12 protein-coding genes are annotated in these 14,463 nt (G+C 64.8%); 3 read left to right on the plus strand and 9 right to left on the minus strand.

Annotation, left to right across the window (positions count from 1 at the left end):
- Window positions 1-15 precede the first annotated feature (15 nt).
- Window positions 16-1,038, minus strand: coding sequence for a methionine synthase (locus CV770_RS19665; protein WP_104463481.1), 1,023 nt, complete (start codon window positions 1,036-1,038; stop codon window positions 16-18).
- A gap of 131 nt (window positions 1,039-1,169) precedes the next feature.
- On the opposite strand from CV770_RS19665, the gene CV770_RS19670 reads away from it, so the two are divergent.
- The 3 genes from CV770_RS19670 (at window position 1,170) to CV770_RS19680 (ending at window position 3,633) form a co-directional block, all read left to right on the plus strand.
- Window positions 1,170-1,871 (plus strand): glutathione binding-like protein, encoded by a 702-nt coding sequence (locus CV770_RS19670; protein ID WP_104463482.1) that lies wholly within the window; start codon window positions 1,170-1,172, stop codon window positions 1,869-1,871.
- A 176-nt stretch (window positions 1,872-2,047) separates the two neighbouring features.
- Window positions 2,048-2,656 (plus strand): 2-hydroxychromene-2-carboxylate isomerase, encoded by a 609-nt coding sequence (locus CV770_RS19675; RefSeq protein ID WP_104463483.1) that lies wholly within the window; start codon window positions 2,048-2,050, stop codon window positions 2,654-2,656.
- Window positions 2,656-3,633, plus strand: a complete 978-nt coding sequence (locus tag CV770_RS19680) for an NADPH:quinone oxidoreductase family protein (RefSeq protein WP_104463484.1) — start codon at window positions 2,656-2,658, stop codon at window positions 3,631-3,633. The genes CV770_RS19675 and CV770_RS19680 overlap by 1 nt, the downstream gene beginning before the upstream one ends.
- 116 nt (window positions 3,634-3,749) lie before the next feature.
- Here CV770_RS19680 and CV770_RS19685 read toward each other — a convergent pair whose 3' ends face one another.
- The 8 genes from CV770_RS19685 to CV770_RS19720 form a co-directional block, all read right to left on the minus strand.
- Entirely contained in the window at window positions 3,750-4,640 is an 891-nt protein-coding gene (locus CV770_RS19685; RefSeq protein ID WP_091966264.1) for a crotonase/enoyl-CoA hydratase family protein, read from the minus strand.
- A 139-nt stretch (window positions 4,641-4,779) separates the two neighbouring features.
- Complete coding sequence (locus CV770_RS19690) at window positions 4,780-6,201, minus strand: amidase (protein ID WP_104463485.1); 1,422 nt, start codon at window positions 6,199-6,201, stop codon at window positions 4,780-4,782.
- 2 nt (window positions 6,202-6,203) lie between these two features.
- Window positions 6,204-7,367, minus strand: a complete 1,164-nt coding sequence (locus CV770_RS19695; RefSeq protein WP_104463486.1) for a M20 aminoacylase family protein — start codon at window positions 7,365-7,367, stop codon at window positions 6,204-6,206.
- 13 nt (window positions 7,368-7,380) lie between these two features.
- Window positions 7,381-8,886 carry a M81 family metallopeptidase gene (locus tag CV770_RS19700; RefSeq protein ID WP_104463487.1) on the minus strand — a complete coding sequence of 502 codons (1,506 nt, stop codon included), beginning with the start codon at window positions 8,884-8,886 and terminating at the stop codon, window positions 7,381-7,383.
- 341 nt (window positions 8,887-9,227) lie between these two features.
- Complete coding sequence (locus CV770_RS19705; protein ID WP_104463488.1) at window positions 9,228-10,877, minus strand: ABC transporter ATP-binding protein; 1,650 nt, start codon at window positions 10,875-10,877, stop codon at window positions 9,228-9,230.
- Window positions 10,878-10,983: 106 nt separating this feature from the next.
- Window positions 10,984-11,871 carry an ABC transporter permease gene (locus tag CV770_RS19710; RefSeq protein WP_028141177.1) on the minus strand — a complete coding sequence of 296 codons (888 nt, stop codon included), beginning with the start codon at window positions 11,869-11,871 and terminating at the stop codon, window positions 10,984-10,986.
- Between the two features lie 17 nt (window positions 11,872-11,888).
- Window positions 11,889-12,830 (minus strand): ABC transporter permease, encoded by a 942-nt coding sequence (locus CV770_RS19715; RefSeq protein ID WP_165637838.1) that lies wholly within the window; start codon window positions 12,828-12,830, stop codon window positions 11,889-11,891.
- Window positions 12,831-13,067: 237 nt separating this feature from the next.
- On the minus strand, window positions 13,068-14,198 hold the full coding sequence (locus CV770_RS19720; RefSeq protein ID WP_028141175.1) for a M20/M25/M40 family metallo-hydrolase: 1,131 nt from the start codon (window positions 14,196-14,198) through the stop codon (window positions 13,068-13,070).
- Window positions 14,199-14,463: the final 265 nt, after the last annotated feature.

The raw sequence follows: 14,463 nt of genomic DNA on the forward strand, positions 1-14,463 counted from the left end.
AGAGCGGCCTGCGGATCACCCCAGCTTCTCGCGCGCCAGCGCGGCGCCTGCGCCGAGCGCCATCAGCTTGGCTTCGGCGATCTCGCGCCGCATCGGTGCCATGCCGCAATTGGTGGTGGCGATGATGTTGCTCTTGGGGACGAATTTCGCCACCGCGTCGATCACCTTCACGACATCCTCTGCGGTCTCCACGGTGTCGCTGGCAACGTCGATCACGCCGGCCTGCACGATCTTGTTCTTCAGAAGCGCGAGCAGGTCGAGCGGCACTTTCGAATTGCGACATTCGATCGCGACCTGCTGGATCGGACTGGCATCGATCGCCGGAAAGATCTGCTCATATTGCCGCCATTGGCTGCCTAACGTTTCCTTCCAGTCGGTGTTGGCCTTGATGCCGTAACCGTAGCAGATGTGCACGGCGGTGGCGCAGGTGAGGCCCTGCGCAGCGCGCTCCAGCGCCTTGATGCCCCAATCGTTGACCTCGTCCATATAGACGTTGAAGGCGGGCTCGTCGAACTGCACGAGATCGACGCCGTCGGCCTGCAGCGCCCGGGCCTCCTCGTTGAGCAACTCGGCGAAGGCAAACGCCATCTTGACGCGGTCGCCATAGTAGCGATCGGCAATGGTGTCGATGATGGTCATCGGGCCGGGCAGGGTGAACTTCAGCTTCCTCTTCGTGTGCGTGCGCGCCGCGCGCGCCTCGAATGCATGGACGCGACCCTTGAGCCGGAGCGGGGCGACCACCTGCGGCACCATCGCCTTGTAGCGGTCCTTGCGGATGCCCATCTCGACCTTGTGCGCGAAATCGATGCCGTCGATCTTCTCCAGAAAACCGTGCACGAAATGCTGGCGGGCCTGCTCGCCCTCGGTGAGGATGTCGATTCCGGCGTCCTCCTGGATCTTCAGCCAGATCAATGTCGCGTCGCGCTTGGCGCGGAGCAACTCGTCGCCCTGCGACTTCCAGGGCGCCCAGAGCATGTTGGGTTCGGCAAGCCATTCCGGCTTCGGCAAGGAGCCGGCGATCGTGGTTGGAAACAGCATGGCGGCTCTCCCGGCGGGTTGTGTTGCGCCCCTTCCTGCCATGTCCTAACGTCGAGGTACAGAACAACAAAAGTCGTTATTTTAGCTGGCGGCATCGACAGGGAAGGCCAAAGGATGCCGAGGGAAAGGTCATGATCGATCTCCATTACGCGCCGACGCCGAACGGCTGGAAAATCTCGATCATGCTGGAAGAGCTCGGACTTCCCTATACGGTGAAGCCCGTCGACATCCGCGCCGGCGAGCAGTTCAGTCTCGAGTTCCTGGCGATCTCCCCGAACAACCGCATCCCCGCGATCGTCGATCACGCACCCGCCGACGGTGGCGGGCCGTTCTCGGTGTTCGAGACCGGTGCAATTCTGATTTATCTCGCGGATAAGACCGGCCGTTTCTTGCCCACTGACTTGCGCGGGCGTTCCACCACAATTCAATGGGTGATGTGGCAGATGGCCGGCCTCGGGCCGATGCTCGGCCAGCACGGGCATTTTGCGCTCTATGCGGCCGAGAAGATCCCCTATGCGATCGAGCGCTACCGCGACGAGGCGGCCCGGCTCTACGGCGTGCTCGATCGGCAGCTGGAGAAGACCGGGGCCTATGTCGCCGGTGACTATTCCATTGCCGACATTGCCTGCTTCCCCTGGACCATGACCCACAAGGCGCAGGGCTTTACGCTCGATGACTTCCCGAACGTCAAACGCTGGTATGCCGAGGTCCGCGCCAGGCCGCAGGTGCAGGCGGGGCTTGCGATCGGAAAATTCGTGAAAGAGCCGTTCGACGAGGAATCACGCAAGATCATGTTCGGCCAGCGTGCGAAGGAAGTGTTGGGAAGGAAGTGACGGCAACGCCGTCATTCCGGGGCGCGCGAAGCGCGAACTATGATGCGCAATTGCGCACCCGAGAATCCATCGGGCCGCAACAAGGCTGGTGAAATGGATTCTCAGGTGCGCAATTGCGCACCGTAGTTCGCGCCCGAGAGGGCGCGCCCCGGAATGACGAGAGCAAAGGAAACGCCATGATCGAATTCTTCTTCGACTGCTCCAGCCCCTGGACCTATCTCGCCTTCCACAACATCCGGCCGCTCGCCAGGGAACTGGGCGCCGAGATCGTCTGGCGGCCGATCCTGGTCGGCGGCATCTTCAACACGGTCAATCCGAGCGTCTATGCGCAGCGCGAGACGCCGGTGCCGCTGAAGGCGCGCTACATGAAGAAGGACCTTCAGGACTGGTCGCGGTCGGCTGGCCTTGCGATCAAGATGCCGCCGACGGTGTTTCCGGTGAACAGCGTCAAGGCCATGCGCGGCTGCATCTGGCTGGGTAAGGACATGGTGCCGTTCGCGACCGCATTGTTCGAGGCCTATTGGGGTGAGGACAAAGATATCTCGCAGGACGCGGTGCTTGCCGACATCTGCACGAAGGTCGGCGTCGACGAGAAAAAATTCTTCGCCGGAATCTCGGAGCAGGGGATCAAGGATCAGCTCAAGGCGAATACTGAAGAGGTCGTCGCGCGCGGCGGCTTCGGCTCGCCGACGATCTTCGTCGGCAAGACCGACATGTATTTCGGCAACGACCGGCTGCCGCTGATCCGCGAGGCGCTTTTGCGCAGTAAGGCGAGTGCGGCCTGATGGTGCGCGCCGTCGTCTGCCACTCGCTCGGCGCACCCGAAACCTTGCGGCTGGAAGAATTTCCGCCGCACGCCCTGAAGCCCGGCGAGGTGCGCGTTGCGATCCGGGCCGCCGGGCTGAACTTTCCCGATGTGCTGATGGCCGCCGGTCAATATCAGCTCAAGCCGGAACTGCCGTTCACGCCCGGCATGGAAGCAGCCGGCGATGTGACCGAAGTGGGTGCGAAGGCGAAGGGCGTTTCTGTTGGCGACAAGGTCATCGTGAAGATGCGGCACGGCGCATTCACCGACGAAGCCATCGTCGCGCCGTCGCAGCTCACCCCGATGCCGTCGACGTTCGATTACGCCGAGGCTGCGACCTATCTTGCTGGCCATGGCACGGCCTATCATGCGCTGATCGATCGCGGCCGGGTCGAGCCGGGAGAGGTGCTGCTGGTGCATGGCGCCGGTGGCGGCACGGGACTGGCCGCCGTCGAGATCGGCAAGATGCTGGGCGCGACCGTGATCGCGACCGCGTCCAGCGACGAGAAGCTTGCCATCGCCAAGGCGCGCGGCGCCGATCATCTTATCCGCTATGACCGCGAGCCGTTTCGCGATGCCGTCAAGCGCATCACCGATGGTCGCGGCGCGGACGTCGTGTTCGATCCCGTCGGCGGCCAGGTCTTCGAAGACTCGATGCGCTGCATCGCCTGGGGCGCGCGGCTGCTGGTGATCGGCTTCACCGGCGGCATCGGCTCGGCCAAGACCAACCTCCTGCTGATCAAGGGCGCCAGCGTGCTCGGCGTACGTGCCGGCGAAGCCGTGCGTAAAAATCCCGCGCTCGGCGAAGTCCGGCTGAAGGCACTGCTGCAATGGGCGGAGGAGGGCAAGCTGCGCCCCACCGTTTCACACCGCTTGCCGCTGGAAGATTATGCGAAGGCCATGCGGCTCTTGATCGACCGCAAGGCGATCGGGCGTGTGGCGCTGATGATGGAGTGATCTCCACCCGTCGTCATTCCGGGGCGCCCCGAAGGGCGAACCCGGAATCTCGAGATTCTCAGGTGCGCAAGTGCGCACCATAGTTCTCGCTTCGCGAGCCCCGGAATGACGGTGAGCTATTTATACTCCCGCTCCGTCCACCACGGGAAATAGTCCGGCATGTCGCTGGACACCTTGTTTTTGAACTGCGCGGGGCGCTTTTCCAGGAACGACACCACGCCTTCCTTGACGTCGTCGGAGCGGCCGCGGGTGTAGATGCCACGGCTGTCGACCTTGTGGGCTTCCATCGGATCGTCGGCGCCCATCATGCGCCACATCATCTGGCGGATCAGCGCGACCGAGACCGGTGCGGTCTTCGCCGCGAATTCCTTGGCGAGCGCGCGGGCGGTCGGCAGGAGGTCATCGGGGGCGACGACCTTGCTGACGAGACGGCCGGCGAGGGCTTCCTGGGCCGGGAAGACGCGGCCCGAATAGCACCATTCCAGTGCCTGCGAGATGCCGACGATGCGCGGCAGGAACCAGCTCGACGCGGCCTCCGGCACGATGCCGCGCTGGGAGAACACGAAGCCGAAGCGCGCGGCGTCGGAGGCAATGCGGATGTCCATGGCGAGCTGCATGGTGACGCCGATGCCGACCGCGGGGCCATTCACCGCGGCGATGACGGGCTTGAGGCACTTGAAGATGCGCAAGGTCACCTGGCCGCCGCCGTCGCGTACCTGGGGATCGCTGTAGTCGACTTTGCCGTCGGCAAAACGCTTCACCGGCCCGCGTCGCGCATCGCGGTCGAACGTGTCGGCGCCCGACGAAAGATCGGCGCCCGCGCAAAAACCACGGCCGGCGCCTGTCACGATGATGGCGCGGACATTGTCGTCCTTGTCGGCGGCGTCGAACGCGTCGATCAGCTCTGCCTGCATCTGCGCGTTGAAGGCGTTGAGCTTGTCGGGCCGGTTCAGGGTGATGGTGAGGATCTGCTCGGCGACCTCATATTTGATCGTCTCATACGCCATGGTGGTTTCCTTCCTTGTCATTCTTGAATCAATTCTGTCATTGCCGGGCTTGACCCGGCAATCCATCTTTTTTTGAAGAGGATGGATGCGCGGGTCGAGCCCGCGCATGACGATTTGTGCTGAGACGCTAGATGCGCGCTTAATGAGCCGGAGGCTTCGGCCAGGGCTTCTGCGCGCCGCGCAGGGCCTCGAAAGCCTTGGCCATGCCGAGCACGCCGATGTCGTCGAAGCGGCGGCCGACGATCTGCACGCCAATGGGAAAACCCTTGGCGTCGAAGCCGCCGTTGATCGAGATGGCAGGGTTCTCCGACATATTCCACGGCACGGTATAGGCGATGTGCTCGAACGGTTTCATGGGGTCGTTGGTCGGCGAGGCCCAGTCCGCCGGATAGTTCACGTTCGGTGCAGTCGGCGAGATCACGTAATCAAGCTCGCAGAACAGCTTTGAAGCCGCGGCCCGGATCGCCATGGTCTGGTTGAAGCCGCGGATGACATCGACGCCCGAAAGCTTGGCGCCGGACTCGCCCCATTTGAAGATATAAGGCAGCACCTTGGCCTGTTCGGCCGGGGTCAGCTTGGCCAGATCATCCCACATTCGCGCGCGCCAAAAGTTGTCGAGACCATCGAGCATCTCGCGGGTGAGGATGCCGTTGATTTCGGTCACGACGCTGCCTGCGGATTCGAACGCTTTCGCCGCCTTCACCGCGACCTCGCGCACCGGTTTCTCCAGCGCTAGGCCGCAGCCGGGATCGAGCATCAGGCCAATGCGCAGCTTGCGCGGAGACTTCTCTGCTCCCTTCCAGTTCAGCGGCTCGGCGGGCAGGCTCATGCCGTCGCGCCGGTCGGGTTTTGCGATCACGCTCATCATCAGCGCGCAATCGTCGACCGTACGGGTCATGGGGCCGGCGACGCGCCCGACATAGGTGGGGTCGATCGGCACGCGGCCGAAGCTCGGCTTCAGGCCGACGAGGCCGCACCAGCCCGCGGGCAGGCGAACCGAGCCGCCGATATCGGTGCCGAGATGCAGCGGACCATAACCGGCCGCGGCAGCCGCGCCTGCGCCCGCGCTGGAGCCGCCGGGATTCTTGGACAGGTCCCAGGGGTTACGCGCGAGTACGTGGAAACTGGAGAGTCCGGAGGACAGCATGCCGTAATCGGGCATGGTGGTCTTGGCGAAGATGACCGCGCCGGCCTCGCGCAGGCGCGCGGCGGGCGGGGCATCCTTCTCGGCCGGCACGAGCTTGACGCTGGCAGCGCCCAGCGGCACCGGCACGCCCTTGGTCGCGATGTTGTCCTTCACCGTAACAGGCACGCCGTCGAGCGCGCCGGACGGCTCGCCGCCGGTCCAGCGCGCGGTCGAGGCCTTCGCGGCCTCGCGCGCGCCCTCGGGATCGAATGCATAGAGCGCCTTCAGATGCGGCTCCCACGCAGCGACATGCGTGAGCAAATCCTCCAGCACCTCGCTCGGCGAGAATTGCTTGGCGCGATAGCCCGCGATCAGGTCGACCGCGGACAGATCGTGCAGCGAGGTGACGGCATCTTCGACGCTCTTTTTATGCATTTCTAGCCCACCGGCATGCGCGTTTCGATGATCCGGGCGAACATGCTGGCGCCGATCGGCAGGATCTTGTCGTCGAGCACGAAGCCGGGATTGTGCACGGGCACGTTGCCGTCATGGCCGACCCAGAAATAGGCGCCGGGAATGGTCTCCAGCATGTCGGCGAAATCCTCGCTGCCCATCTTGGGCTGGGCGCGGGTGATTACGTTGGCGGGGTCGACGATGGTGCGCGCGACGTCCTCGACCACCTTGGACTGCTCGACCTGGTTGACCAGCACGCCGAACGTGTCGCGGATTTCGACGTCGATCACGCACTGGTAGGCGCTTGCGATGCCGGCGCAGATGGTGCGGATGCGTTCGCTGACCAGGGTGCGAACTTCCTTCGAGAAGGTGCGGATGGTGCCGCAAAGATGCGCGTCGCCGGGAATGACGTTGTAGGCGGAGCCCGCGTGGATCTGGGTGATCGACACCACCGCGGCCTGCAGCGGCTCGACGTTGCGGCTGACGATGGTCTGGATCGCCTGCGCCAGCGTGGTCGCGATGATCACCGCGTCCTTGGATCGTTCGGGCATCGCGCCATGCGCGCCATAGCCGGTGATACGCAGGTCGAAGAAGTCGGCGCTGGCCATCGCCGGGCCCGGCAGGATCGCGATCTCGCCATGGTTGAGGTCGGGCGCGTTGTGCAGGCCGTACAGTTCGTCGCAGGGGAATTTTTCGAACAGCCCGTCTTTGATCATCGCGCGGGCGCCGCCGAGGCCTTCCTCGGCCGGCTGGAAGATCAGGTGCACGGTGCCGTCGAAGTTCTTGGTCTCGGCGAGATAGCGCGCGGTGCCGAGCAGCATGGTGGTGTGGCCGTCATGGCCGCAGCCGTGGAAGCGGCCGGGGATTTTCGAGCTCCACTTCAGATTGGTGTTCTCTTCCATCGGCAGCGCGTCCATGTCGGCGCGCAGGCCGATGCGCTTGTTGCCCGAACCCTTGCCCTTGATCACGCCGATCACGCCGGTGCCGCCGAGACCGCGATGCACCTCGATGCCCCAGCTCTTCAGCTTGTCGGCGACGATGCCGGAGGTGCGCACTTCCTCGAATCCGATCTCGGGATGGGCGTGCAGGTCGCGGCGGATGGCGGTGAGCTCGTCGGCGTAACCGTCGATGCGGTCGATCGTGGGCATGGGTTCTGTCCAGTTAGCGTGAGGGGGGCGAGAAAACGGGGCCGTTCGGCTTGATGCGAATGCCCGGCCGCAGGCGCGTCCAGGGCAGGGTGGCGGTGTCGGCCGGCATCGCGCCGGGCGCGGCGCAGATCATCAGCTTTTCCGCGATCGGCTCGAAATCGGCGCGGAAGTGCACCGAGCTCTTGTTGACGAGGATCTTCTCCTCAGTCGGCTCGATGCCGACATAGCGGTACATCGCCTGGTCGGCGAGCTGCGCCTTGTGCGAGGAGACGACGACGCGGACGTCGCCGATGCGCAGGCAGGCCGAGGGCCCCATCTCCATCTCCCGGCCGCCATAGTAAGGGCCGGGCGCGATGAAGCGGCCGTCGGACAGCTTTTCGACCACGAAGGTCTCGCGATAGGGCGCGTCGCCGGGGATGCCGGACTTGCCGCCGAGCGACAGCGTCACGGTGGCACCGACGCCGGCGTCATGCGCGGCCTTGGCCGAGACCGGATCGTAGATCGCCCCGGTCGCGGCGCTCGCTCTGTTGCGCACCAGCGCGCGCAGCATGCCGGTCGTGTCGGAATCGCCGCCGGCACCGGGATTGTCCTGGGTGTCGGCGATGATGATCGGCTTGCTCGCGCCTTTCGACAGCTCCATCGCATGGCGCACGCCGTCATCGGGCGACCAGATCTTGCCGTCGAAATCATCCTCGTGGCTTTCGATCAGCTTGACGACCGCATCGGCGGCGCGGTCGGCATCGGCTTGCGTCTCGCCATAGGCGAACACGCTCGGCCCGCAATCGCGGAAGTCGGCAGCGGGGAAGCCGGGCGCGAAAGACAGCGTCGGAACCGCGTCGCACTCCAGCGCAGCGAGCTGTTCGTAGATGCCTTTGGTCGGCTGGTCGTTGGTGCATTGCCAGCTGATCGGGATCAGGAACGGCAATTGCCGGAACGATTTGGCAAAGCGCTGCTTCGTTTTCAGCAGCAGCGCCAGATGCCTTGCAGAGGCGCGGCCGGTCTCGGCCATGTCGACATGCGGATAGGTGCGGTAGGCGATCAGCGCGTCGGCATGTTCCATCATCTCGGGCGTGACGTTGGCATGGAGGTCGAGGCTGGTGACCAGCGGAACATCCTTGCCGATGACGCGGCGCACGCGCGCCAGAATCTCGCCTTCGCCGTCGTCGAGATGCTCGGTCACCATCGCGCCGTGCAAATCGAGATAGACCGCATCGATCGGGCCGGCGGCTGCGATGCCGTCGACCATCACCTTCACGATGCGCTCGAAGGCGTCCTTGGTGACATGCGCCGATGGGCTCGCACCGCAGGCGATCGTCGGAACGAGTTCCCAGCCGTTCGCTTCGGCGCTGTCGACGAAGCCGGCAAGGCCGACATTGATGCGCCGCATCACCTTCAGCACGTCGGCGCCTTCTGTCATCGCAGGCCAGCCGCCGCCATGCTGGAAGTCGGCGAAGGTCGCCTTGGTGGGAGCGAAGGTGTTGGTCTCGTGCAGGAAGCCGCCGACGGCGATGCGTGTCATTCAGTTCAGATCCGGTGAGCAAAGAGGGTGGAACGTTAGCCTTGGCCCTGCGGCGAGAGCAAGGTGGGACGCACTCGCGTTGCGCATAGGGTCAAGCTGTTTTGGGAATGCTGCGGGTGCGGTGGGTGTTGTGAGCTGGCTCCGCCAACCACACTCTCGGTGTCGTCCCTGCCTAGTGCGCAATTGCGCACGGGGCGCAGGGACCCATAACCCCAGGGAGGAGTTTGGCGAAGGCTAGTCGTTCGGGATCAGCACCACGCGCAATCGATGGATTCTGCGGTATGGGTCCCTGCGCCCGTGCGCAATTGCGCACTAGGCAGGGACGATACTGAAATGTCGAGCTACGCCGTCGCCCCCACGCCCTCTGCGACCGGCCGGAAGTTCGCAAAGTCCCAGTCGCGCCCCGGAGCTGCGTCCAGCAGCGCCCTGGTGTAGGCCTCCTTCGGATGCGTCAGCACCTCGGCAGCCGGGCCCTGCTCGACGACACGGCCGTGCTGCATCACCACGACCTCGTCGCAAATCTGCGCCGCGACGCGCAAATCGTGGGTGATGAACAGGATCGCGATGCCGAGGCGCTTCTGGATCTCGTCGAAGAGTTCCAGCACCTGCGCCTGCACCGAGACGTCGAGCGCGGAGACCGCTTCATCCGCGACCAGCACGTCCGGATCGAGCGCGAGCGCGCGCGCAATGGCGATACGCTGGCGCTGGCCGCCGGAGAACTGGTGCGGATAGCGCGATACCGCATCAGGGGGCAGGCCGACGAGCTCGAGCAGCTCGCGGGCGCGTTTCATCGCATCGGGATGGGCGACGCCGTAATTGATCGGGCCCTCTGCAATGCTTTCGCCGACCGTGACGCGCGGGTTGAGCGAGCGGTAGGGATCCTGGAACACGATCTGGATCTTCTGCCGGTGCGGCTGCAGCAGGCGGCGCGAGATGCCGGCGATCTCTCGGCCGGCGAGGCGCACCCCACCGGAGGTCGGATCGATCAGGCGGACGATGCAGCGCGCCACGGTCGACTTGCCGGAGCCGCTTTCGCCGACGATGCCGAGCGTGCGGCCCTTGCGCAGCGTCAGCGTCACCTTGTCGGCGGCGACGACCTCGCGGCCTTTGCCGAAGAAGGCGCGCTCCTTGTAGACCTTGCTGAGATCGTTGGCTTCGAGCACCACCGGCTCGCGGCTCTCCTCGCGCGGTGGCCGCGGCACCAGGCTCGGCACCGAGGCGAGCAGATTGCGGGTGTATTCCATGGTCGGATTGCGCAGCACGGTCTCGAGCGGGCCGGTTTCGACCAGCCGGCCCTGCCGCATCACTGCGACGCGGTCGGCGATCTCGGCGACCACGCCCATGTCGTGGGTGATGAACAGCACGGCCGTGCCGTGATCGCGCTGGAGCTCGCGGATCAGGGACAGGATCTGCTTCTGCGTGGTGACGTCGAGCGCGGTGGTCGGCTCGTCCGCGATCAGCAGCTTCGGCTCAAGCACGAGTGCCATCGCGATCATGATGCGCTGGCGCTGGCCGCCGGAAAGGCGGTGGGGATAGGAGGCGAAGATGCGTTCGACCTGGGGCAGGTGGACCTGCTCCATCATGTCGAGGATGCGCTTCTTTCGGGCCCTGGCGTCGAGCTTGGTGTGGGCGCGCAGCACCTCGTCGATCTGGCGGCCGACCGGCACCACCGGATTGAGCGCGGTCATCGGCTCCTGGAAGATCATCGCCATCTGCGTGGCGCGCAGCTGGCGCAGGCGGCGGTCGGACGCGGTGAGCAGCTCTTCGCCGACCAGCTTGATGCTGCCGCTGGTCGGAACCAGCGTCCCCTTCGGCAGCAGGCCCATCGTGGTCAGCGAGGTCACCGACTTGCCCGAGCCGCTTTCGCCGACGAGGCACAGCGTCTCGCGCTCGCGGACCTGGATCGAGATGCCGTCGATGATCTTTGGCCCGCCCGGCTTCTTGCCGACGGAGACGACGAGGTTGTTGATGTCGAGGACGGTGTTGGTCATGCAATGTCTCCAACGTCGTTCCGGGGCGCGCGGAAGCGCGAACCCGGAACCTCGAGATTCCGGGTTCGGTGCTTCGCACCGCCCCGGAATGACGGTGTAAAGGATTTCACTTGCCTTCCCGCTGCTTCATGCGCGGATCGAGTGCGTCGCGGGCGGCGTCGCCGATCAGATTGATGCTGAGGATGGCGATCGAGAGCAGCAGGCCCGGCCAGAAGATCAGCGACGGCTTGATCTGGAAGTACTGGCGGCCCTCGGCCATGATGTTGCCCCAGGTCGGCGTCTCTGGCGAGATGCCGGCGCCAAGGAAGGAGAGGATCGCCTCGGTGAGGATGGCGCTCGCGCAGATATAGGTGCCCTGGACGATCAGCGGCGCCACCGTGTTCGGCATCAGATGCCGCCACATGATCTTGGGCAGCGACGAGCCGACCGAGATCGCCGCCTCGACATAAGGCTCTTCGCGCGCCGAGAGCACGACCGAGCGGACCAGGCGTGCCACGCGCGGAATCTCGGGGATGGTGATCGCGATCAGCACGGTCCAGAGACTGGCACCGGACAGCGACACCACGGCGATCGCGAGCAGGATGCTCGGCATCGCCATCAGGCCGTCCATGACCCGCATCAGCACGGCATCGACCAGCTTGAAGAAGCCGGAGACGAGGCCGATCGCAAGGCCAATGACGATCGACAGGATCGCCGAGCCGATGCCGATCAGTAGCGAGATGCGGCCGCCATAGACGACGCGTGACAACAGGTCACGACCATAGGCATCGGTGCCGAGCAGGAATTGCGCGGACGACGGCTTGAGCCGTTGCGACGGTGCCAGCTGGATCGGATCATGCGGCGCGATCAGCGGCGCGAGGATCGAGATCAGGATGATCAGCGCGAGCAGGACTGTCGCCGTGGCGATGATCGGCGTCGAGGTGAGGAAGCCGAAGCGCGGCCGCAGCGGCGACGTGATCGGAATGGACGACTGGGGAAGGGTATCGACCGACATTAATTCTTGTCCTTGCCTCAGTACCGGATCCGGGGATCGAGCAGGGTGTAGGCGACGTCGATGAGAAGGTTGACGACGACATAGATTAGCGACGTCAGCAGGATCATCGCCTGGATCACCGGATAGTCGCGCGCCAGCACCGCATCCACGGTGAGGCGGCCGATACCGGGAATGTTGAACACGCTCTCGGTGACGACGACGCCGGAGATCAGCAGCGCAAAGCCGGTGCCGATCACGGTGATCACGGGCACGGCGGCGTTGCGCAGCGCATGGCGCATCATCACGGCGACCTCGTTGATGCCCTTGGCGCGCGCGGTGCGCACATAGTCCTCGCCGAGCACGTCGAGCATCGCCGCGCGCGTCATGCGCGCGATCAGAGCGATATAGATGAAGGAGAGCGCGCAGGTCGGCAGGACCATGCGCTCGAAGAACGGTCCGAAGCCGTTAAAGATGCTGCGGAAGCCCTGCACCGGCACCCACCGCAGTTCGATCGCGAAGACCTGGATCAGAATATAGCCGACCACGAACACCGGCACCGAGAAGCCGAGCACGGAAAGCCCCATCACGAAACGGTCGATCCAGGTGCCGTGCTTCCACGCGGCGATCACGCCGAGGGGAACCGCCACGATCACGGCGAGGATGATGGTACACAGCGCGATCGAGATCGACGGCTCGACGCGCTGGCCGATCATCTTCATCACAGGCAGATTGGAGATCAGTGAGGTCCCGAGATCGCCGTGCAGCAGCTTGTTCACCCAGGTGATGAACTGCACGATCAAGGGCTCGTTGAGGCCGAGCGAGGTGCGGATGCGCTCCAGCCGCTCCGGCGTTGCATTGTCGCCGGCGAGGATCGCGGCGGGATCGCCGGGGGTGAGGCGGAGCAGGAGGAAGACGAACAGCGCGACGACGCCCATCACGGGCACGGCGGCGAAGATTCGGCGAAGGAGATATCCGAGCAAGTTGGATCCGTCAGATTAGAGTAAATCGGCGGCAGCGGTCATAGCCTGTTCTGCCACCAGCCTAACATTTCAGCAATTCCCGTGCCATCAGGGCCACAGTTTTTGCAGTGCGGTCAGTCGCTGCTGCGCAGGCTTGTTCGAGCCTGTCATTCCGGGGCGCGTCGAAGACGCGAACCCGGAATCTCGAGATTCCGGGTTCGGTCCCTTCGGACCGCCCCGGAATGACGGGCTCAAAAGTCACTCCAGCGTCGCAAGCAGCCCAGCCATCAGCCGGCCGCGCTCAACGAGACTCTCGACTTCGATATACTCCTCTAACGTGTGGCCATTGGCTCCGCGCACGCCCAGGCCGTCGAGCGTCGGGATTCCCATCGCGCCGGTGAAGTTGCCGTCGGAACCGCCGCCGGAGCTCGCATGCGGCAGTTCGGCGCCGAGCGACTTGGCGATGCCGCGCGCCTTCTCATACAACGCCATCGTGCCGGCATCCGGCTCCCACACCGGACGCGTCACCCCGCGCGTCACCTTGAAGGAGACATCGTTGGCCGTGCCCGACAGCGCCAGCATCCGCTCGACGCCGCGATCGAGATCGGCCTGCCGCTTGGCCATGGAGAGCGCTTCGCCCGTGGCGGTCGTGGCAACGCAATTGACCCATTGCCCGCCATGCACGACGCCGACCGAGAAAGTGCAGTCCTCCGTCGTCATCGCGTCGATGGCGAGAATCTGCCGCGCCATCTCGCGGATCGCCGAGCGTCCCGCCGACAGCGTCGCGCCGGCGTGGCTCGGCCGGCCCGTCGCCTCGAGATTGAAGCGTGCGATGGCGTAACGTCCGGTGGTGACGCCGTTGTCGGCACGGCCGGGCTCGGGCACCAGCACGTATTTGTTGCGCGCGGCTTCCGCCTCGATGATGTCGCGCGTCGAGGGCGTGCCGACTTCCTCGTCCGGCGTGAACAGCACAGTAATCGGCAGCGGCGTGGTGAACGATGCACGCGCCAGTTGCCGGATCGCTTCCAGCGAGAGGTAGTTGCCGCCCTTCATGTCGTAGATGCCGGGGCCGTAGCACCGGTTGCCCTCGCGCCGCCATTTCAGCTTCTCGATGGTACCGACCGGGTGGACGGTATCCATATGGCCGGCGATCAGGATGCCCGGTTCGCCCTGTTTCGGATGCGGAAACCGCGCGCGGATCACGCCGCCGAAACCTTGCCGGCCGGCGATGCGCTCGATCGTCGCACCCATGATCGCCATATCCCGCGCTGCGATATCGAGCATGCGATTCACCGCACCAGCGTCCCAGGTCGGGCTTTCGCATTCGACCCAGCCGCGCAGACCCTGGAGCATCGCCTCGGAATCGAAAGGAAGATTGGCTGGATTCATCTCAATGTCTCTCAAGCTTCGAAAGATGGAATGCCCATTGCATTGGTGCGGGGCAGGACGAGTGGAGCGTGTTGTAGAGCCAAACCGATCCTTGTGGAGCCCGTGCCCGCGCCGCCACGGCTTGCAGCGAAACCGGATTGACGCGCTCGGCACTGTCTGCAAGTCTCGAAAGATAAAGGCATTGCATGAGGTTAGTTCGCCCAAGGAACGAGCCGCATGCTTAACCAATAACCTGCCTTTGAACAGTTTCACGTCAGGAGAAACT

The sequence above is a fragment of the Bradyrhizobium sp. AC87j1 genome (genome assembly GCF_002936975.1).
Taxonomy (GTDB): domain Bacteria; phylum Pseudomonadota; class Alphaproteobacteria; order Rhizobiales; family Xanthobacteraceae; genus Bradyrhizobium; species Bradyrhizobium shewense.

Bases quoted from the DNA above. Each gene is read 5' to 3' on its own strand.
- CV770_RS19665 (WP_104463481.1), bottom strand. From the start codon at position 1,038: ATGCTGTTTCCAACCACGATCGCCGGCTCCTTGCCGAAGCCGGAATGG.
- CV770_RS19670 (WP_104463482.1), top strand. From the start codon at position 1,170: ATGATCGATCTCCATTACGCGCCGACGCCGAACGGCTGGAAAATCTCG.
- CV770_RS19675 (WP_104463483.1), top strand. From the start codon at position 2,048: ATGATCGAATTCTTCTTCGACTGCTCCAGCCCCTGGACCTATCTCGCC.
- CV770_RS19680 (WP_104463484.1), top strand. From the start codon at position 2,656: ATGGTGCGCGCCGTCGTCTGCCACTCGCTCGGCGCACCCGAAACCTTG.
- CV770_RS19685 (WP_091966264.1), bottom strand. From the start codon at position 4,640: ATGGCGTATGAGACGATCAAATATGAGGTCGCCGAGCAGATCCTCACC.
- CV770_RS19690 (WP_104463485.1), bottom strand. From the start codon at position 6,201: ATGCATAAAAAGAGCGTCGAAGATGCCGTCACCTCGCTGCACGATCTG.
- CV770_RS19695 (WP_104463486.1), bottom strand. From the start codon at position 7,367: ATGCCCACGATCGACCGCATCGACGGTTACGCCGACGAGCTCACCGCC.
- CV770_RS19700 (WP_104463487.1), bottom strand. From the start codon at position 8,886: ATGACACGCATCGCCGTCGGCGGCTTCCTGCACGAGACCAACACCTTC.
- CV770_RS19705 (WP_104463488.1), bottom strand. From the start codon at position 10,877: ATGACCAACACCGTCCTCGACATCAACAACCTCGTCGTCTCCGTCGGC.
- CV770_RS19710 (WP_028141177.1), bottom strand. From the start codon at position 11,871: ATGTCGGTCGATACCCTTCCCCAGTCGTCCATTCCGATCACGTCGCCG.
- CV770_RS19720 (WP_028141175.1), bottom strand. From the start codon at position 14,198: ATGAATCCAGCCAATCTTCCTTTCGATTCCGAGGCGATGCTCCAGGGT.